The sequence below is a fragment of the Streptomyces sp. NBC_01171 genome, assembly GCF_045039805.1.
In the GTDB taxonomy this organism is placed as follows: Bacteria; Actinomycetota; Actinomycetes; order Streptomycetales; family Streptomycetaceae; genus Streptomyces.
This window is the reverse complement of sequence record NZ_CP108609.1, coordinates 3,604,825-3,623,936: the sequence shown is the minus strand read 5'-3', so window position 1 is coordinate 3,623,936 and position 19,112 is coordinate 3,604,825. Positions and strand designations below refer to the sequence as shown.

General features: G+C 72.7%; 20 protein-coding genes and 1 pseudogene. 7 read left to right on the top strand and 14 right to left on the bottom strand.

From position 1 onward, the window contains the following. The first annotated feature begins 18 nt into the window (after positions 1-18). Complete coding sequence (locus OG448_RS16810) at positions 19-1,293, top strand: MDR family MFS transporter (RefSeq protein WP_405554742.1); 1,275 nt, start codon at positions 19-21, stop codon at positions 1,291-1,293. Between the two features lie 76 nt (positions 1,294-1,369). On the opposite strand, the gene OG448_RS16805 is transcribed toward OG448_RS16810, so the two are convergent. Further along, entirely contained in the window at positions 1,370-1,795 is a 426-nt protein-coding gene (locus tag OG448_RS16805; RefSeq protein WP_405554740.1) for a DUF2000 family protein, read from the bottom strand. Here OG448_RS16805 and OG448_RS16800 point away from each other — a divergent pair. Further along, positions 1,794-2,672 (top strand): AraC family transcriptional regulator, encoded by an 879-nt coding sequence (locus tag OG448_RS16800; protein WP_405554738.1) that lies wholly within the window; start codon positions 1,794-1,796, stop codon positions 2,670-2,672. The two genes, OG448_RS16805 and OG448_RS16800, sit on opposite strands and share 2 nt — an antisense overlap. Here the strand turns inward: OG448_RS16800 and OG448_RS16795 are convergent. After that, positions 2,647-3,150 carry a YbjN domain-containing protein gene (locus OG448_RS16795; RefSeq protein WP_391299409.1) on the bottom strand — a complete coding sequence of 168 codons (504 nt, stop codon included), beginning with the start codon at positions 3,148-3,150 and terminating at the stop codon, positions 2,647-2,649. The two genes, OG448_RS16800 and OG448_RS16795, sit on opposite strands and share 26 nt — an antisense overlap. Continuing rightward, a complete protein-coding gene (mshA, locus tag OG448_RS16790; protein ID WP_405554736.1) occupies positions 3,143-4,480 on the bottom strand; it encodes a D-inositol-3-phosphate glycosyltransferase in 1,338 nt (445 codons plus the stop codon). Before mshA ends, OG448_RS16795 begins: the two co-directional genes overlap by 8 nt. A gap of 176 nt (positions 4,481-4,656) precedes the next feature. Between mshA and OG448_RS16785 the strand changes: the two genes are divergently transcribed. From OG448_RS16785 to OG448_RS16775, 3 genes are all read left to right on the top strand, one after another. Further along, on the top strand, positions 4,657-5,463 hold the full coding sequence (locus OG448_RS16785) for a class I SAM-dependent methyltransferase (RefSeq protein ID WP_405554734.1): 807 nt from the start codon (positions 4,657-4,659) through the stop codon (positions 5,461-5,463). 221 nt (positions 5,464-5,684) lie between these two features. Then, complete coding sequence (locus tag OG448_RS16780) at positions 5,685-6,809, top strand: NlpC/P60 family protein (RefSeq protein ID WP_405554732.1); 1,125 nt, start codon at positions 5,685-5,687, stop codon at positions 6,807-6,809. A gap of 255 nt (positions 6,810-7,064) precedes the next feature. Further along, on the top strand, positions 7,065-8,357 hold the full coding sequence (locus OG448_RS16775; protein WP_405554730.1) for a PP2C family protein-serine/threonine phosphatase: 1,293 nt from the start codon (positions 7,065-7,067) through the stop codon (positions 8,355-8,357). Positions 8,358-8,628: 271 nt separating this feature from the next. Here the strand turns inward: OG448_RS16775 and OG448_RS16770 are convergent, their stop codons facing one another. The 4 genes from OG448_RS16770 to OG448_RS16755 form a co-directional block, all read right to left on the bottom strand. Beyond that, positions 8,629-8,988 (bottom strand): DUF2516 family protein, encoded by a 360-nt coding sequence (locus OG448_RS16770; protein ID WP_405558827.1) that lies wholly within the window; start codon positions 8,986-8,988, stop codon positions 8,629-8,631. Positions 8,989-9,093: 105 nt separating this feature from the next. Then, complete coding sequence (locus tag OG448_RS16765) at positions 9,094-9,723, bottom strand: hypothetical protein (protein WP_405554728.1); 630 nt, start codon at positions 9,721-9,723, stop codon at positions 9,094-9,096. Positions 9,724-9,800: 77 nt separating this feature from the next. After that, on the bottom strand, positions 9,801-10,250 hold the full coding sequence (locus tag OG448_RS16760; protein ID WP_030804372.1) for a helix-turn-helix domain-containing protein: 450 nt from the start codon (positions 10,248-10,250) through the stop codon (positions 9,801-9,803). Positions 10,251-10,376: 126 nt separating this feature from the next. Continuing rightward, positions 10,377-11,027, bottom strand: coding sequence for a hypothetical protein (locus OG448_RS16755; protein ID WP_405554726.1), 651 nt, complete (start codon positions 11,025-11,027; stop codon positions 10,377-10,379). 85 nt (positions 11,028-11,112) lie between these two features. Here OG448_RS16755 and OG448_RS16750 point away from each other — a divergent pair, with 85 nt between their 5' ends. After that, positions 11,113-11,979, top strand: a complete 867-nt coding sequence (locus tag OG448_RS16750; RefSeq protein ID WP_405554724.1) for a GNAT family N-acetyltransferase — start codon at positions 11,113-11,115, stop codon at positions 11,977-11,979. Between the two features lie 55 nt (positions 11,980-12,034). Here OG448_RS16750 and OG448_RS16745 read toward each other — a convergent pair whose 3' ends face one another. The 3 genes and pseudogenes from OG448_RS16745 to OG448_RS16735 form a co-directional block, all read right to left on the bottom strand. Beyond that, entirely contained in the window at positions 12,035-13,276 is a 1,242-nt protein-coding gene (locus OG448_RS16745; protein WP_405554723.1) for an MFS transporter, read from the bottom strand. Between the two features lie 275 nt (positions 13,277-13,551). Beyond that, positions 13,552-13,804: pseudogene (locus tag OG448_RS16740) on the bottom strand (hypothetical protein); the annotation flags it as partial. Then, the gene (locus OG448_RS16735) at positions 13,801-14,376 is read right to left on the bottom strand and encodes a TetR/AcrR family transcriptional regulator (protein ID WP_405554721.1); all 576 of its coding nucleotides are present in this window, start codon (positions 14,374-14,376) and stop codon (positions 13,801-13,803) included. The pseudogene OG448_RS16740 and the gene OG448_RS16735, both read right to left, overlap by 4 nt. Positions 14,377-14,497: 121 nt before the next feature. Between OG448_RS16735 and OG448_RS16730 the strand changes: the two genes are divergently transcribed. Continuing rightward, the gene (locus OG448_RS16730; protein ID WP_405554720.1) at positions 14,498-15,535 is read left to right on the top strand and encodes an aldo/keto reductase; all 1,038 of its coding nucleotides are present in this window, start codon (positions 14,498-14,500) and stop codon (positions 15,533-15,535) included. Between the two features lie 3 nt (positions 15,536-15,538). On the opposite strand, the gene OG448_RS16725 is transcribed toward OG448_RS16730, so the two are convergent. From OG448_RS16725 to OG448_RS16710, 4 genes are all read right to left on the bottom strand, one after another. After that, positions 15,539-16,021, bottom strand: coding sequence for a hypothetical protein (locus OG448_RS16725; RefSeq protein ID WP_405554718.1), 483 nt, complete (start codon positions 16,019-16,021; stop codon positions 15,539-15,541). Positions 16,022-16,146: 125 nt separating this feature from the next. Beyond that, on the bottom strand, positions 16,147-17,235 hold the full coding sequence (locus OG448_RS16720; RefSeq protein WP_405554716.1) for a phosphotransferase: 1,089 nt from the start codon (positions 17,233-17,235) through the stop codon (positions 16,147-16,149). Positions 17,236-17,373: 138 nt separating this feature from the next. Next, positions 17,374-18,099, bottom strand: coding sequence for an HAD family hydrolase (locus tag OG448_RS16715; RefSeq protein WP_405554714.1), 726 nt, complete (start codon positions 18,097-18,099; stop codon positions 17,374-17,376). Positions 18,100-18,137: 38 nt separating this feature from the next. Then, positions 18,138-19,016 carry a GntR family transcriptional regulator gene (locus OG448_RS16710; protein WP_391299439.1) on the bottom strand — a complete coding sequence of 293 codons (879 nt, stop codon included), beginning with the start codon at positions 19,014-19,016 and terminating at the stop codon, positions 18,138-18,140. Positions 19,017-19,112: the final 96 nt, after the last annotated feature.

The following is a 19,112-nucleotide window of genomic DNA, read 5'->3' as shown; positions in this document are numbered from 1 at the left end:
TACCGGGGGGTCCCGTCCATGTCCACCGCCGCACCGGGCCGGCTGATCGCCGCCGCCAGGTCATCCGTCTCGGGGCTCCCCCGCGCCTTCTGGTGGCTGTGGGCCAGCACCCTGGTCAACCGGCTCGGCGCGTTCGTCGCCACCTTCATGGCGCTCTACCTCACCCTCGACCGCGGCTACTCCGCCTCTTTCGCGGGTCTGGTCGCCGCACTGCACGGTCTCGGCGGGGTCGTCTCCTCGCTCGGCGCCGGGGTGATGGCGGACCGGCTCGGCCGACGGCCCACCCTGCTGATCGCGCAGGTCGGCACCGCGCTCTCCGTCGCGCTGCTCGGCTTCATGCACGACCCCGTCGCCATCGCGGCCGTCGCCTTCCTGGTCGGCGCCGCCAACAACGCCTCCCGGCCCGCCGTGCAGGCGATGATGGCCGACATCGTGCGGCCCGAGGACCGTGTACGGGCGTTCTCACTGAACTACTGGGCGCTCAACCTCGGCTTCGCCGTCTCCTCCGTCGCGGCCGGTTTCATCGCCGAGTTCAGCTATCTCGCCGGCTTCCTCATCGAGGCCGGGATGACGCTGGCCTGCGCGATCCTCGTCTTCCTCAAGCTCCCCGAGTCCCGGCCCGCGCCCGTCGCCAAGGAGGCCGGGGAGCCGGAGATCGGTCTGGGTACGGTGCTGCGCGACCGGCGCTACATGGCGGTCGTCGGCCTGTCCTTCCTCGTCGCCCTCCTCTTCATGCAGGGCTCGGTCGGCCTGCCGGTCGCCATGGGCCAGGCCGGCTTCTCCCCCGCCGACTACGGCACCGCCATCGCCGTCAACGGCGTCCTGATCGTCGCCCTCCAGATCCCGGTCACCCGCTTCATCGAGCACCGCGACCCGCGCCGCCTGCTGGTCATCTCCTCGCTGCTCGCGGGGTACGGCTTCGCGCTCACCGCCTTCGCCGGGTCGCTGGGCGTCTTCGCGCTCACCGTCTGCGTGTGGACCCTCGCCGAGATCGTCAACGCGCCGACCCAGACCGGCCTGGTCGTTCGCCTCTCCCCCGTCCACGGCCGCGGCCGCTACCAGGGCGTCTACAGCCTTTCCTGGTCCGTCGCCGCCCTGGTCGCCCCCCTGATGTCCGGCACGGTCATCGACCACCTGGGCGCCGCGTGGCTCTGGGGCGCGTGCGCGGTCATCGGCACGGTGGCGGGCCTGGGGTACGCCCTGCTGATGCGGGGGCTGCCGGTGGAGGTGGCGGAGGTCGCGGGCGCGCCGGCTCCGGCGGAGGGCCGGCCCGCCGTGGAGAAGGCGGCCTGACCTGCGGGAGCCGCAACCGAGGGAGGCGCGGGGTGACCGTCCCGGCCCAGCCCCGCCCCTCTACCGCGCCGACCGCCTACGGATGCATCCTCGCCCCCTTCACCACCTTGTCCACCCCGCCCTTGGGGCCGTACACCGCCAGCCCGACCAGATCCAGGTCGGCGGTGGGCACGGCCCGCACCGCCGCCCGGTTGTCCGTGTCGTTGCCGGTCGAGAAGAGGTCGGCGGTGAAGACCGCGCGGGGCAGCGCCCGGGTGAGGGCGCGGGTGTGGGCCGCCTTCAGGACCTCCTTCGTCGCCTCGAAGACCAGCACCGGCTGGCGGAACATCGGCAGGTAGGCAACGCCGTCGGCGTCCTCGTACGGAGCGCCGATCACCTCCGGGACCTGGCTGCCCAGGCCGCTGACCAGGAACGACGTGACGTTGAGCCGTTGCCAGGGGGCGAGGTCGCCGCGGAGGAGTACGGCGATCTTGGTGTCGAAACGCAGGGGCTGTTCGTCCATGCCCCGAGACTGCCGACCAGACCCCGGCCCGGTCTTGTACGTTTCTTGCGTGGCCGCTGACCAGCCGGAAGTCTCCGCGTGGCGCCCCTCGGTACCGGGTGTCGTGGAGGTCTTCCACGCCCGGTTCACCGAGTACGCGTACCCGATGCACGTGCACGACGCCTGGACGCTGCTGATCGTGGACGACGGCGCCGTACGGTACGACCTCGACCGGCACGAGCACGGCACCCCGCGCGACACCGTCACTCTGCTGCCCCCACACGTCCCGCACAACGGCTCCCCCGCCACCCCGCACGGCTTCCGCAAGCGGGTGCTGTACCTGGACGGCAGCCGGCTCAGCCATGATCTGATCGGTCCCGCCGTCGACCAGCCGGACCTACGGGACCCCGAACTACGGCACCACGTAGGTCAGTTGCACCGCGCCCTCGCCCGTCCCGGCGACGAACTGGCCGCGGAGAGCGGGCTCGTACTCGTCGGTGAGCGCCTGCGGGACCACCTCCGCCACCGCGACCCCGAACCCCCACGCAACGACCCGCTGCTGGCCCGTCGTCTGCGCGAACTCCTCGACGAGCACCTCACCGACGGCCTCACCCTCACCGAGGCGGCCGCGCTGCTGCACGCCCATCCCGCCCACCTGGTACGGGCGTTCAGCACCGCGTACGGCATCGCCCCGCACCGGTACCTGACCTCGCGCCGGGTCGGCCGGGCCAGACGGCTGCTGCTGGACGGGCTGGCGCCGGGCGAGGTGGCGGTGGCGGCCGGGTTCTACGACCAGGCCCATCTGACCCGGCACTTCAAGAAGTTGGTGGGTGTGACACCGGGCCGCTACCGCAACGACGCCTGGAACAAGCTCAGTCGCGGTCGAGCAGGTGCGTGAAGGCGTCCAGGTTGCGGGTGGACTCGCCGCGCGAGACGCGCCAGGCGTGCTCGCGGCGGATCGCGGAGGCGTAGCCCAGTTCCAGCAGGGTGTTGAAGGCACCGTCCGCCGCTTCGAGGATCTGGCCGAGCAGCCGGTCGACCTCCTCGGGGGTGACGGCGGCGAGCGGGAGACGGGCGGTGACATAGACGTCGCCGAGTCGGTCGACCGCGTAACTCACGCCGTACAGCTTGAGGTTGCGCTCCAGGAGCCAGCGGTGGACGCCCGCCTCGTTCTCGTCGGGGTGCCGGATGACGAAGGCGTTGACGGAGAGGGTGTGGCGGCCCACCAGCAGCGAGACGGTGGTGGACAGCTTGGCGGTGCCGGGGAGTTTGACCACGTAGGAGCCCGGTTCGGGGTTCTCCCATTCCAGCTCGGCGTCCTTCAGCGCGTCCTCGAGGGTGCGCGCGGCCCGTTCCGTCGCCTCGGTGTCAGCCATGCTGCGAGCGTACGCGACGGCGGTGGGACTGGGTGGCGGCCGCGTACACGTCGGCAGTGGCGGCGGCCGAGGCGTCCCAGCCGAAGCTGAGGGCGTGCCGGGCGGCGGCCGCGCCCATGCGGTCGGGCAGGCCGGGGTCGTCGGCGAAGCGGCGCAGCACGCGCGCGTAGTCGGCGGGGTCGTGGCCCTGGACGAGGAAGCCGGTCTCGCCGTCGCGCACGGCCACCGGCAGGCCGCCGACACAGGCGGCGATGACCGGCGTGCCGGCCGCCTGCGCCTCGATGGCGACGAGCCCGAAGGACTCGCTGTAGGACGGCATGACCAGCACGGACGCGGCCCGGAACCAGTCCGCGAGCTGCTCCTGACCGACCGGCGGCCGGAACCGCACGACGTCCGCGATACCGAGCCGCGCGGCGAGCTTCTGGAGCCCCTCCGGCTTGGCGAGCCCGCTGCCGCTGGGCCCGCCGACGACGGGGACGACCATGCTCCGGCGCAGCTCGGGACGCTCGTCCAGCAGGTGGGCGACGGCGCGGAGCAGCACGTCGGGGGCCTTGAGGGGCTGTATCCGGCCCGCGAAGAGCGGTATGAGCGCGTCCTGGGGCAGGCCGAGGCGGGCGCGGGCGGCGGCGCGGCCGTCCATGGGGCGGAAGCGGTCGAGGTTGACGCCGGGGTGGACGACGGCGACCTTCGCGGGGTCGGCCTCGTAGTGCCGGACCAGCTCCGCGGCCTCCTCGGCGGTGTTGGCGATGAGGCGGCGGGCCGCGGAGACGATCTGGGTCTCGCCGATGACGCGGGCGGCGGGCTCGGGGGTGTCGCCGGTGGCCAGGCTGGCGTTCTTGACCTTGGCCATGGTGTGCATGGCGTGCACCAGCGGGACGCCCCAGCGCTGGGCGGCGAGCCAGCCGACGTGGCCGGAGAGCCAGTAGTGGGAGTGGACCAGGTCGTAGTAGCCGGGGCGGTGGCCGGCCCATGCCTGCATCACGCCGTGGGTGAAGGCGCAGAGCTGGGCGGGCAGCTCCTCCTTGGCCAAGCCCTCGTAGGGGCCCGCGTCGACGTGCCGGACGAGGACGCCGGGAGCCAGTTCGACCTTGGGGGCGAGGTCTCCGGCGGTGGCCCGCGTGAAGATCTCGACCTCGATGTTGAGGGCGGCCAGCCGCTGGGCCAGCTCCACGATGTAGACGTTCATGCCGCCCGCGTCGCCGGTGCCGGGCTGGTGGAGCGGCGAGGTGTGCACGGAGAGCATGGCGACCCGGCGTGGCTTGCGGTGCAGTCTCAGCCGCGGGGTGGTTGCCGGGGAGCGACGCCCGAGCCTGCTGACGTACTGGCTCACTGGGCTTCCTCCTCGCTCGGGCATGCCTGCCGGGGGACCGTCCGAGTCCTCCGAGGGGGACAACAGCGGAGGGGGTTCTTCCCATTTCCCGATCAAGTGGTTTTACCCAATCATGACCCGCGTTCGCTCAACCGTTCGGCCGGAGGTCGTCACCCCGCCCGCTTACCCTCATAGACATGGCACCCCGCACGACCCGCCCCGTAGGCACGGTGACGCGCGGGACGACCAACCCCAACCGGCTCCGCCGCATGGACCGCTGGATCGCGGCCACGCACGGCGCCGAACTGCGGCGCGCGGCCGACCCGCTGGCCATCGACCTCGGGTACGGGGCCGCGCCCTGGACCGCCGTCGAGCTGCTCGGCAGGCTCCGTACCGTCGCCCCGCACGCGCGCGTGGTCGGCGTCGAGATCGAACCGGAGCGGGTCGCGGCGGCGAAACCGTACGAGCGCGACGGGCTCGCCTTCCGGCACGGCGGGTTCGAGATCCCCGTCCCCGGCCGGCCGCTGCTGATCCGGGCCGCCAATGTGCTGCGGCAGTACGACGAGGAGCAGGTCGCCGCCGTGTGGCGGGGGCTGTGCGCACGGCTGGCCCCGGCGGGCGACGGCTCGCGCGGCGGGCTGCTGGTGGAGGGCACCTGCGACGAGATCGGGCGGCGGCACGTCTGGGTCGCGCTCGGTCCGGAGGGGCCGCGCACGGTCACCTTCGCCACCCGGCTCGGCTCGCTGGAACGCCCCTCCGACCTGGCCGAGCGGCTGCCGAAGGCGCTGATCCACCGCAATGTGCCGGGCGAGCCGGTGCACGCCTTCCTGCGCGACTTCGACCGCGCCTGGGCCGCGGCCGCGCCCTACGCCTCCTACGGCGCACGCCAGCGCTGGCTGCGCACGGTCCGGGACCTGACGGCCGACTGGCCGGTGACGGACGGGCCGGCGCGCTGGCGGCAGGGCGAAGTGACGCTGTCCTGGGACGCGTTGGCACCCCGCTGACGCTGGTTCACCTGTTCGAGGGAATCGCGGAGAATCCGGGATCTCGGGGGAACGATCTCCGGGTCCGGTACGTCAGACGGGCGGGAAGATCGCGGGGGAGGCGCGGGGAGCCGGGGGGATGTACGACTTCGTACGACCTCTGTCACTTCGCGCGGGATCGTGGCACGATCCTGCGGACGGACCGTAAGTTACTGACGGTAAATCAGCTTGGGGGGACTGTTATGGGTAGGGGCAAGCGCGGGCTGCTCGCCGCCGCCGTGACCGTGGTCTGCGCGGTGACCGTACTGGCGGTGCCGGGTACGGCGTTCGCATCGGTACCGGCCGGACCTGCCGACCCCTCCCCGGCACCCTCGGCGAGCGCCACCCCCGAACCCACTGCCCCGCCGGCCCCCGTTCCCGACGCCGAACTGGAGAAGGTCCGCGCGCGGCTCGACGGGCTGTACCACGACGCGGCCGTCGCCACCGACGCCTACAACGCGGCCGAGGAGAAGACGCGGAAGCAGTCCGTCCAGCTCGCCCGGCTGGAGAAGCGGACCGACGCGGCCCGGCAGAAACTGGCCGAGCTGAAGGACCAGGCGGGCGCCGCCGCGCGGGCCCAGTACCGCGACAGCGGGATGCCGCCGATGGCGCGGTTCCTGCTCAGCGACAACCCGGAGCACTTCGCGGACGGCGCCGGAACCCTGCTGAACGGCGCGCGGGCCACCAAGAAGCTGATCACCGAGACGGACCGTGTCGAGCGGGAGCTGAAGCGGGACACCGACGACGCGGCCGCGCGCTGGAAGAAGCTGGAGCGGGACCGCAAGGACAGGGCCGCCGCCCAGAAGACGATCCAGGCGCGGATCAAGGACGCCGAGAAGCTCGAGTCGCGGCTGGAGAAGAAGGAGAAGGAGCGGCTGGCCGAGCTGGAGCGCCAGGCCGCCCGCAAGGCGCAGACCGCCTGGCTGGACACCGGCGTCCTGAAGAAGACGGCCGACGCCGCGACCGCCACCGCCACCTCCGCCGGGGCCAGGGCGGTCGCCTTCGCCACCGCCCAGCTCGGCAAGCCGTATGTCTGGGGAGCCGAGGGTCCCGACTCCTTCGACTGCTCCGGCCTGACCTCCCAGGCGTGGGCCGACGCGGGCACCCCGATCCCGCGCACCTCGCAGGAGCAGTGGAAGCAGCTCCCGCGCGTGGACGTGACGGAGATGCGCCCCGGTGACCTCGTCATCTACTTCGCCGACGCCACCCACGTCGGGATGTACGTGGGCGACGGCAAGATAATCCACGCCCCGCGACCGGGCCGTACGGTCACCATCACGGGCGCCGGCACCATGCCGATCCTGGGGGTCGTGCGCCCGGACGCGTGACCGGCGCCACACCCCGCCCCGCCCTGTGACCAACGGCACGCGGGCGGGGTGGAACCAAGTGAGCTTCGTCATCCCGCACCCCCTGCCGCACCGCCCAACTGCCGTACGGGTCAGGGCATATGACAGCGGTCTGCGCGATACGGACGCCACGCGCCCCATTCCGTCGGGACGGCCGATGCCGCTAGGGTCACCCGACGGCGTTACGAGGCCCCTCGACGCCGCCGTGCCCTCGGGGGGAGGGAAGGAAACCAGGACATGCCCGTACCCGTACCGCGGCAGAGAGCAGTCCCGGCCGCCGAGTGCGGTCCGGCGCAGGTCTCGGCCGTAGCCCTCACGGAAGAGACGCACCGCGACACCGCCGCCCTCGGCGCGGCGCTCACCGTACTGCTCGTCGAGGACGACCCGTCCGGCGCGCTCGTCCCCGAGCTGCGGGACTCGGCCGGCCGGCCGATCCGCGTGCGTACCGCCCGCAACCTCACCGAGGCGGGGCGGCTGCTCACCCCCGACGTGCACTGCATCCTGCTCGACCTCGCCCTCCCGGCCGCCGGCGGCACCGGCACCGAGGACGGCGACGAGCTGGCCGTGCTCCGTCAGGTGCTGGAGCTGGCGCCGCGGCACGCCGTGATCGCGCTGACCGCCTCCGGCGACGCCGAGCGCGGCGCTGAGGCCGTGCGCGTGGGCGCCCAGGACTACCTCTTCCGCGACGAGCTGGACAGCCGGCTGCTGAGCCGCGCCATCCGGTACGCCGTGGAGCGCAAGCGTTCCGACACCGCCGAGCGGCGGCTGGCGGAGGGCCGGCTGCGCGCGCAGGAGAACCGGCGCCTGGAGCGCGGGCTGCTGCCGACGCCGCTCCTGGAGGGCGCCGCGCTGCGGTTCGCCGCGCGCTATCGCCCCGGCCGCTCACGCGCGCTGCTCGGCGGCGACTTCTACGACGCGGTCCGCACCCCGGACGGCACCGTGCACGCCATGATCGGCGACGTCTGCGGCCACGGCCCGGACGAGGCCGCGCTCGGCGTGGAGCTGCGGATCGCCTGGCGGGCGCTGACCCTGGCCGGGCTGTGCGGGGACGAGCTGCTGGGCACGCTCCAGGAGGTGCTGGAGCACGAGCGCTCGGACGACGAGATCTTCGCGACGCTCTGCACGGTGGACATCGCGCCCGACGGCCGCCGCGCGGGCCTCTGCCTGGCCGGGCACCCGGCCCCGCTGCTGATCCGCCCCGGCGCGACTCCGGTCCCCCGCCTGCTCCCCTTCGACAACAACGGCCCCGCCCTCGGGCTGCTCCCGGGCGCCCGCTGGCCCCGCACCCAGGTCGAGCTGGGCGCCGAGTGGAGCCTCATGCTCTACACCGACGGCCTCATAGAAGGCCGCACCTCCCCCGGCGGCCCCCGCCTCGGGCAGGACGGCATGCTCGACATGATCCACCGCCAGCTCTCCGAGGGCCTGCGCGGCGAGGAGCTCCTGCGAGCAGCGGTCAGCGAGGTCCGCCACCTCAACGGCGACGAACTGACCGACGACGTGGCCGTGGTCCTGCTGGACCGGCTGGCGTAGGGGCTGTCACGGGGAGGGGCGGGCGTTCGCTGCCCCTGCCCGATGCGCAGGGTGGTCGCTGTCCTGCCCAGCTCCGCGCAGCGACCGGCATCGTCGGCCGGCGCCTCAGCGTGCTGGGGCAGCCCGCTCGTACCCCCCGGCGCGAGCGGCATCTCAGCCCCTCCGGCCGGGCGCAGACCCCTCGGCACTCGCGTCCCGCCCGGCGGAGCCAATCCAGGGTGTCTGCCTGCGGCCGGCCCGGCGGGCCGACTCCGCCGAACCGGCGGAGCCCTCAGCGGCCGCCGTTGTACGGGCCGTACGGGCCGTCGCTGCTGCTGCCGCCCCCGCCCTTGCCCCGGCCCCAGCCACCGCGGTTGCCGCCGGTGAGGGCCTTGACGGCGGGGCGGACGTCGACGAGGTAGACGATGCTGGCGACGGCGCCCGCGATCGGCAGGATGGACAGGATCGAGAAGAGGTAGCTGACCACGAGGGCGATGCCCAGGATGACCAGCCAGAAGATCTTGTTCTGCTTGCCCGCCGCGCGGAACGCGTCCTCACGCCGGAAGGCCGCGTCGAAGAGTCCGAACGCGGCCAGTGCCATGAGGACGATCTTCAGGAGTCCCATGAACCCCTCGAAGCCCAGCATCAGCATGTTGCCCACCGCTCCTTGCCTTCTGAATCGCTGCCGTCACGCTACCCGCAGAACGGGCCGGGCACCCCGATGGTGCCCGGCCCGTACCTCGTCCGCCGTCCGGTGTCACTTGGCCGGCGGGGTCGGCTTCTTCGGCTGAGGAGCCTTGCGGGCGGCGGCCGGGGCCGGAGCCGGCTTCTTCGCGACGGGCTTCTCGGCAGCGGCCGGGTCGGGCTTGGCGACGGCCGGGCCGGCGGCACCGGCGGCCGGCTTCGGGGTCTCCTTGACGACGCCCGGCTCGGGCTGGCCCTCGACCGCGATGGCGAGTTCCTCGATCTCCTCGGCGGCGTCGCCGCGCCAGGTCTTCACGGCCTGCTCGCCGTGCTCGGCGACCTTCTCGTACGCCTCACGGGCCTTGACGGCGTACTCGGCGGCCACGCCCACACCGCGCAGGGCGAGGTCCTGGGCCGTCTCGCCGACCTTCTTGAAGTCGACGTCGAGGTTGCCGATGAGGCCGTTGACCTTGGTCTGGATGGTCTCCTGCGCCTCCTTGGCGCGAGCGGTGGCCCGCTCCTGCACGACCTTGGGGTCGGTCCCGCGGACCTGCTCGATCCGGGCCGGGGCCTGGGCGCGGAGCTGCTCGACCAGCGAGGGCACCTTCCGGACCTGCCGGATGGCGAGATCGGCGGTACCGGCGGCGAAGTAGAGCGGAGTCGGGTCGCTGAAGGTCTTGCGCAGGTCGTCGGTGATGGCCATGGTGAAGGTCCTCCCGGATTCGCGTTCGGCTGAGGTAGGTGTGGTCCGCGTGCGGTGGCCGGAGCCCTGGTCCGGCTTCATCCGGCCGTCCGCCGCGGACCGGCATCACTGCCGGGGGTGTCGCTCGGTTGCGCTTCCGTACCGTCGGACTCCTCGGGTCGTACGGGGCCTTCGCCACCGAGTCCGTTCTCCTTGCGGAAGGACTCGTAGATCTGGAGCAGGACCTGCTTCTGCCGTTCGTTGAGCGAGGGATCGGCGAGGATGACGGCGCGCGTCTCGACCTCGTCCCGGTCCCGCTCGGCGTCGAGGATGCCCGCGCGGACGTACAGCGTCTCGGCGGAGATCCGCAGCGCCTTGGCGACCTGCTGCAACACCTCCGCGCTGGGCTTGCGCAGCCCGCGCTCGATCTGGCTCAGGTACGGATTCGACACCCCGGCGGCATCGGCGAGCTGCCGCAGCGAGAGTTGGGCATTGCGCCGCTGCTCGCGCAGATACTCACCGAGATTGCCGACGTTGAGCGATGCCATGCCTCCACCATGCCCACCCACGCTAACTTTTGCAAGCACCTGCTTGCAAAAGTGTTGTGCCCGAGCTGTGACCGGGGAGATTTCTACCCATATGACGGCTTACAGGCGGCCCCATCGCGATGACGGCTACGCCTCCGCCCCCGGGAACCGCACCCGCACCGCCACCCCAGGCGTTGAGGGCGTCGACGTCGCCGAGAGCACGCGGGCCCAGTCGACGCCTATGTGGCCCAGCGGTACGGATGTCTCGGCCGGGGCCTCGCTCGTCCGGACCGTCATCTCCGTCCAGCCCCGCCCGCTCCCGCTGCGCGTGGCCAGTACCGGGAGGCGGCGGTCCCGTGGCACCCCGCCCACCGCGACGACGGGCACCCCGAACATCAGGAAGCTGCCGCCGCCCTCCGTGGCGGTGCGGCGGGCGCGGCGGGCGTGGGGTTCACGGCCCGGCAGTTCCTCCAAGTGAGCGCTCAGGCGGTTGACTTGGCAGTGCTCCTCGAACATCCGCTTGATCTCTGCCGCCCCTGAGGCCGGGATGTCGTGGAGCATGGTGCCCGGCTGGCGGTCGAAGCTCCGGGCAGCGGCAGAGGCATCCGGGCCGGCCACGGCGAAGTCGACCGAGTTGGCCACCTCCTCGGCCAGCTCCGGGTCGTCGACGCCGAGCAGCGCCGGGTCGATCTCCGCCGGTGACCGTTCCCCGCTCCACAGCCCCAGATGGCCGCCGTCGAGGACGACCAGGGTCCCCGAGGGGCAACTGATCTCTCCGAGCTTGAAGATCGTTTCCATGGCGCGCGAGTCTACGGACGCCCGGTCGGCCGATGCCCTGGCGTGAAACCGCCCACCCGCTCCTCCGCGTGCGGAAGCATGAAGCATGCGGTCAAGTGACTGGTACCTCACCGAAGACGTCGAAGACTTCCTCGCCCACGCCGGAGGGTTTCTCCGGGCGCGGCCCGCGGAGCACGTCATGCAGCTCACGTGGGCCGAGAGGGTGCGCACCCGGGGGCGGGGGGCGTTCGAGCGGACGCCTGTTTTCGGGGTGCTGGAGGAGGACGGCCAGGTCAGCGGCACCTTCTACCACCTTGCGCCCCGCCCCCTGGGCCTCTCCCCGCTCACTCCCGAGCAGGCCGACAGCCTCGCCGCCCGCCTCGCGGACCTCGGGCACTCCCCGACCGCCGTCGGCGCGGACCACGACACCGCCACCGCCTTCGCCGAGGCGTGGCAGCGGCACACCGGGGCGACGCCGAAGCTCCGTGACGTACGGGTCCGCCTCTACCGACTCGGCACCCTCACCCCACCCGAGCCGCACCCGGAAGGCCGGGCCCGCGTACTCGGTGACCGGGACCTCGACCAAGCCGTCTTCTGGTGCGGGGAGTTCGCCAAGGCCGTAGGGGAGGACGTCACCGTCGACGCCGGCACCTGGCCGAGCACCCGCTACGCCGACAAGCGGTACACCCTTTGGGAGACCCCGGACGGCACCCCCGTCTCCATCGCCGGCATGAACCCGCTCATCGGCGGCCAGATCCAGGTGGACATCGTCTACACCCCGGCCCACCTGCGCGGCCACGGCTACGCCGCCGCCGTCTCGGCCGAGGTGAGCCGCGCCGCGCTGGCCACCGGCGCCCAGGAGGTAGTCCTCTTCGCCGACCAGTCCAACCCCACCAGCAACGCCCTCTACCAACGCCTCGGCTACCGCCCACTCTCCGACTGGTCGGGGTACGACTTCATCCGCGCCGACTGAGCCGCCGAGCCCCTCGCCACGGAGGAGGACATCCGCTTCGCCGTACCCGAACTGCTCAGTGTGTGCGGGTGACCTCCGGTGACGGCGCGCGGACCTCGGCGGGCGGCGTCCGCAGGTTGCGCACTTGGGGAGCGAGCAGCGCCGCTGAGGTGGCCAGGACGACCAGGGTGGCGCAGCCGGTCAGGGTCCAGCTTGTGCCCACGGCCGAGGCGATGGGGCCGGCGACGAGCATGCCCAGCGGGGCCAGGGCCAGGGAGCCGAACCAGTCGTAGGAGGTGACTCGGGAGAGGACGTGTTCGGGGATCTCGCGTTGCAGGGTGGTGGACCACAGGACTCCGAAGACGTCGTTCGCCACGCCCGCGCCGAACATGGCGGTCGCCGTCAGCCAGAGGGGGGCGCCGAGGCCGAGCAGGAGCATCGGTATGGCGGCCGGGAAGGTACTCAGTACGGCGACGAGGATGGGGCGCCCGACCCGCACCCGCGCCGCGAGGCCCGCGCCCGCGATGGTGCCGAGGGCCTGGGCGCCCACGATGACCGACCAACTCCGGGCGCCGCCCTGGTGTTCGACGGTGAGGGGGCCCAGGACGCCGACCTCGGCGTTCAGGGCGGCGATCACGACCGCGTACTGGGCGACCACGACCCACAGCCATTGCCGCGAGGCGAACTCCCGCCAGCCTTCGCGGAGTTCGGTCCAGCCCGAGGCCCGTACGCGCGGCCGGCCGACCACCTTCAGCCGCCCCGTGAGGGCCGCGCTGACGGCGAAGGAGGCGGCGTTGAGGGCGAGTGCCCAGCCCGCGCCGACCAGAGCGACGGTCACGCCGGACAGACCGAGGCCGAGGAGGAGGGAGGTGTTGGTGCCGACGCGGAGGAGGCCGTTGGCCCGCTGGAGCCGGTCGGCGGGCACGATCAGGGGGACCAGGCCCTCCATCGCGGGGGCGAACATCGAGGTCGCCGTACCGGCCGCCACCGCGAGCAGGCACATCGCGGCCAGCGGGGCGTGACCGGTCAGCACGATGGCGGCGAGTCCGGCGTACGCGCCCGCGCCCAGCACGTCGGCCAGCACCATCAGCCGTGACCGTGACATACGGTCCGCGATCACGCCGCCCACCAGGATCAACACCAACTGCGGCAACGCCTGGCAGGCCAGCACCAGCGACAGCCGGCCCGCGCTCGCCCCCGGCAGCGCGAGCACCGCGAAGCCGAGCGCGACCCGCGCGAAGCCGTTGCCCAGCACGGAGACGACCCGTGCGCCGAGGAGCAGGACGAAGCGCCGGTCGCGCCAGAGCGGGGTAGCCACGACCCCGCACCCTATGCCCGCCGGGGAAGCTCCTCCGCGACTTCCGAGGCGCCGATCACCTTCTGATCTCCAGAAAGTCCCGGAGGCTGCTCGCCAGCAGGTCGAACTGCCCGGTCATAAAAGGGCTCTGGCCTGCCATACGCGACCGGAGCCGGACAGGGCACAGGCGCGGCCCTCGGCTGTCATGGCGAAGACCAGGGCCGGTTGCTCACCCGGGATCTCGATCTCGCCGTGCTCGCGGAAGAGGGCGGCGACGGTCGCGGGCGGCTGGATGGAGCGGCCGGGTCGAGGCCGGGGCAGATGAGGTCAGGGGACAGGTCCAGGGTGTCCGTCTCGGGGTCCGGGTCGCGGTCACGGGCGAGCCGCTCGCCGGTGACCGCGTCGAGGAGGCCGTGCCCGCTGCTGGACACCACCTCACCCGCCGACCCGGACGAGACCCTCCCCCCACCGGCCGCCACGGCGACGGGGCCGGCATCACGGGCGCGGCGAGGTACCGGTCCCAAGTGCCTGCTGGTACTCCGTGGTCATGACGCCCCGTACCGCAGCCCGTCCATCAACAACCCCACCATCCGCCCCGTGTGCCCGTCGTCGTCCTGCACCGGCAGGGTCAGGTTGCCGACGGCTCGGAGGAGGTCGTTGGGGTCGATGTCGGTACGGACCTCGCCGGCCTTGGTCGCCGCCGCGAGGAGGGACTCCAGGGCCGGGACCAGGCGGAGTTGGAAGTAGGCGGGGAGGCTGTCGTAGGCCGGGTCGCCGGAGTGGAGGGCGGCGCTGAGGCCGCGCTTGGTGGCGATGAAGTGGGTGAAGCGGAGGAGCCAGCGGCGGAGGGCCTCGACGGGGTCGTGGTCGGCGGCGAGCGCGGGCGCGGTGTCGGCGCAGGCGTCGACCTCGTGGCGGAAGACGGCCGCGATGAGGTCGGAGCGCTGCGGGAAGTGCCGGTAGAGGGTGCCCGCGCCGACGCCCGCCCGTGCGGTGATCTGCCGTACGGGCGCGTCCACGCCGGACTCGGCGAACACCTCGGCGGCGGCCGTGAGCAGCGTGTCGATGCTGCGCCGCGCGTCGGCCCTCAGGCGCGGGCGGGACGGCTCGGCGTCGGTCATGCCAGTCCTCCACTTGCTAACCGGAACAGCGCTCCGTATCGTTCTTCCCGGAACACCGTTCCGTTTTCGTGAGCGTAACGCGCCGCGGCGGGCCCTGGCCACCGCGGGTTGGAGGAGACTCATGAAGTACCGCACGCTGGGCCGGACCGGCATGAAGGTCAGCCCCTACTGCCTGGGCGCGATGATGTTCGGCGCCGTCGGCAACCCCGACCACGACGACTCCGTACGCATGATCCACAAGGCGCTGGACGCCGGGATCAACTTCATCGACACCGCCGACATGTACTCGTACGGGGAGTCGGAGGAAATCGTCGGCAAGGCGCTGAAGGGGCGGCGGGACTCCGTCGTGCTGGCCACCAAGGCGCGGCTGCCCATGGACTCCGGCGCCCTCGACCCCAACATGCAGGGCGCGTCCCGGCGTTGGCTGACGCGGGCGCTGGACGACTCGCTGCGCCGGCTCGGCACGGACCACGTGGACCTCTTCCAGATCCACCGGCCCGACCCGGACACCGACATCGAGGAGACCCTCTCCGCCCTCACCGACCTGGTGCGCGCGGGCAAGGTCCGCGCGATCGGCACCTCGGGCTACCCGGCCTCCGACATCGTCGAGGCGCAGTGGGTCGCCGAACACCACCGGCTCCAGCGATTCCGTACCGAGCAGCCGACGTATTCGCTGCTCAACCGGGGTATCGAGCGCGAGGTGCTGCCGGTGTGCGAGCGGTACGGGATGGGGACGCTGATCTACAGCCCGCTGGCCGGGGGCATGCTCACCGGGCGCTACCGCAAGGACCGGCCCGCCGACACCCACCGCTCCACCTACGGCTTCCGGTACCTGCGCGACGAGCGGCGGCTGGACACCGTGGAGCGGCTGATCCCGGTCGCCGAGGAGGCCGGCGTCTCGCTGACGCATCTGGCGCTGGCCTTCGTGATCAGCCACCCCGGAGTCACCTCCGCGATCATCGGCCCGCGCACGATGGAGCAGCTCGACGATCTGCTCGCGGGCGACAAGGTCACGCTGACCGACGAGATCCTGGACCGTGTCGACGCGGTCGTCCCGCCCGGTACGGACGTCGGCGCCCTCGACATGGAGTACGCCCCGCCCGCGATCACCGAGGCGCACCTGCGGCGCCGGTGGGCCGGGGAGCGGTCGGCCGCCTGAGGGTCAGTCCGACGGATTCCTGTCCAGCCACTCCCGCAAGGTGGTGAAGTCGGCCGGGGTCAGCCCGTAGTCGTGGTCGACGCGGTGCAGCAGAGCCGGGGCGGGGTGGTGGACGGCGACGTACGCCCGGTCGGCCTCGGTGATCTCGTCGTCGATCCAGATGAACGGCCGTCCCGCCGCGAACTCGACCAGCGGGCGCGTCTTCCAGTGGATCAGCGCGGGCGGCTCGTCCTCGTCCGGCCACGGCACCACCGGCAGGCGCGGCAGCCCCAGCCACGGCCCGACCACCGCGTTGGCGTCATCCATCCAGGTCGACGCCCACACCAGCTCACACCCCAGCTCCATCAGCCGGGCGCCGAGCGCGGGGTCGACCCGCCCGAGCAACGGATGCCCAGCCGTGCCGCCGCCCCGCTCGAACTCCGGGTACGTGGCGTCGGGGGCGCCGAAGGGGATGAGCGGGCCGTCGATGTCGAGAAAGAGCAGCATCACCCCTCAGCATCGGGCATGCGTCCATCTCCGGCCAGGAAAGCGGCGGCTCGGGCACGCGGCCCCGGAAAGGACCTCGCGCGGCCTCGCCGCCGGGACAGCCCCCGTCCCCGTACGGAAGGCCCTCACTCCCCGTTCCGCCCCGCCCCCTCCGCCCGGTGCCAGCGGGTCAGCGCGGTGGCCACTCGGCCGGCGTCCGGGACATCGGTCAGGCCCAGCGGACGCGCCCCCCGCACCAGGATCTCCCGCAGCTTCACCGCCAGAACCACGGCCGGAGGAGCGGCGGGACCCTCCAGCGCCAGGGCCGAGCGGATGACGTCCGTGAAGACGGACTGGGCTCGCTTGTACGCCAGCAGCGGCGCCAGGTCGTCCGCCCAGCCGCGCACGCTCCCCGGCCGCACCGCGCGGACGGTGGTGTGCCAGCGGGCGGCGATCTCGCGGGCCTGGGCGGCCGGGTAGCGCATGAGGTGGAGGTGGGTGGCGAGGTCGTACAGGGGGTCGCCCACCATGGCCAGTTCCCAGTCGATGGTCCACAGCCGGTCGACCGGGTCCACGATGAAGTTCTCGCGGTGCAGGTCGGCGTGGAGGAGGCAGAAGGGGCGCCGGGACAGGCCGTGCACCTGGGCACGCAGGTGCTTGAACGCGGTCTCCGTCAGGCCGAGTTCGGCGAAGAGCCGCTCGAAGCGGTCGAGGTTGCGGCGGTGGACGCGGTGCTCGGTGAAGTGGACGAGCCGTTCCAGGAAGCCGTCGCTGTCGCCGTCCGCCGGGCGGTCCTCGGCGGCGCAGCGCCGCTCGGCGGTGACGTCGTCCGGGCCGATCGCGGCCAGCTTGCCGAACAGCTCGGTGATCTGGCGGCACAGCGCCTCCGGCACCTCGCTGCCCGAGGGGTGGAGCGCGCCGAGGGTGGTGCCCTCGATGAACCGCATCAGCCGCATCCCGCCGACCTCCACCAGGCCGGGGACGCGGGGTACGCGGTCGCCCAGCGCGGTGAGCAGGCGTTCCTCCGAGGCGAAGCAGCGCCGGTCGAACCAGAGCAGCCCGTCGCGGGGCTCCCGGCACTTCCACCGCCCCGGATGGCGCCGCGCGGCCTCTCCGGCCAGCGGGAAGACGTACGTCTCGTGGTGGTACCCCTGGAGCGGGCCCTCGACCACCTTGTCGTCGCCGCTGGCCTCGGCCGCGTTCAGCCGAGCAATCGAAACCGTTTCGGGGGACATGGCCCGTTCTCTCGCCGTGCGCCCTGCCGAAAGGGGCGGAAGTGGCAGCACGCTACCGCCTCGGCAGCGGGTCCCGGGCCCATGACTCCGGACCGGTTCCCCCGTACCGGCGACCGGACGTACACGTGTGCCGACTCGCTACCCGCGCAGGACATGCAGCAGGGGTTCCAGGGAGGTGAGGACCGTGCCGGCGCCCGAGGCGCGGAGCTGCTTGGCGCGGCGCTCACCGGTCGCGTAGCCGAGGAAGCGGACCCCGGCGCTTTCGGCGGCGACGAGGTCGGTGGGCGAGTCCCCGATCATGAGCGCCGAATCGGGTGCGGCGCCCAGGGCGGCGAGGGCCCGGTTGAGGCAGTGCGGGTCGGGCTTGAGGTGGCGCAGCTCGGCGGTGCGGCCGTAGATGTGCGGGGAGAAGCAGCCGGTCAGGCCACGTCCGGCGAGGTAGGCGTGGACCACGCGCGGGGAGTTGTTGGTGGTGACGGCCAGCCGCGAGCCGACGGCGGCCCAGGTGCGGATCAGCGGGTCGGCGTACGGGGTCGGCCACGCGGAGGCGGCGGCCAGCAGTTCGTCCTGGGTGAGGCGTTCCTCCAGCTCGGCGACGAGGTCGCTGCCGGGGTGGCGGCGGTCCACCGCGCGCAGCACCACCTGCGGGTCCAGCGTCTCCCGCTCGTCCTCCGTGAGCAGCCCGCGCAGGCCCCGTTCGGCCAGCCACTCCACCAGCCCGGCCGCGACCCGTTCGGCGCGGTGCCGGGCGAAGAGACGGCAGACCGGGCCGTCGAAGTCCCAGAGGACGACCCGCGCGCCGATCAGTTCCCGTAGCTTTTCGGTCCCCTGGTCGCTCTTCTCCTCGACCGTTTCGGTCGCCACCAGCTCATGCTGCGTCGTTTCCGGCGTCTCAGAAGTCACTAGGAGAGTGTCAGGTCCGTCGTGATGGTTTCCCAGAGGGCGTCGAACCACTTCTGCGACTGTTCCACGAAGGAGGCGTCCCGTTGGCCCGACCGCTTCTCGAAGGAGAACAGCATGGACTCCGAGCCGAGGGTGTCGAACATCTCCAGGGTGCCGGTGTCGGTGGGTTCCTCGCGGCGGGTGACCATGTAGTACGCGTACAGCGCCTCCGCGCCGTTGAGCAGGTACAGCTTGGCCGGCGGGGTGAACGGCAGCGCGCGGAAGGTGACGTGGACGTCGATGTCGTGCGTGGCGCGCAGGGCGTTGAGGTTGTACTGGAGCACCTGGCCCTGCGCGTTGCGCATCGCCAGCCAGCGCCGGTGCACCGGGTCCGCGTCGTCGCCCCCGGGGTCCACCGGGACCGGGAAGGCGAGGCTGATGTCGCGCGAGGGCAGCAGGACGCGTACGTCGATGCGCTCGGGCCGCACCCGGCCCTCGTGGATCAGGCGCAGCGGCTCACCGAGCGCCGGGATCAGGCTCTGCGCGGTCAGGCAGACGGCGTCGACGCGGACGTGGGACGCGGTGAACGCCTCCGCCAGCCGGTGGGCGAGGGCGACCATCGTCGGCTGGGGGCCGTCCTGCGCGGGGGCGGGTTCCGCGACGCGCGGCGGGCTGCCCTTGGTGACGCCGGTGAGCAGACCCTCGTCGTGCAGCAGGCGCAGCGCCTGGCGGACCGCGCCGCGCTCCACGCCGAACTCCTCGGCCAGCTCGGCCTGGGTGGGCAGCCGCTCGCCCGCCCTGAGTTCACCGGCGCGGATGCGGGCGCGCAGGGCGTCGGCGATCTCCTGGGCGGTGAACCGTCTGCCGCTCACTGCCACGTTCTCCTGGGTCACGACCAAACGGTACAACCTCCCTCCATCTACGGGCAGTTGTCGGAAGGTAGTCGCCAAATGAGGTCAGCCGGAGAAGATTTGGCCGCCAACTCGGTCTAGTTG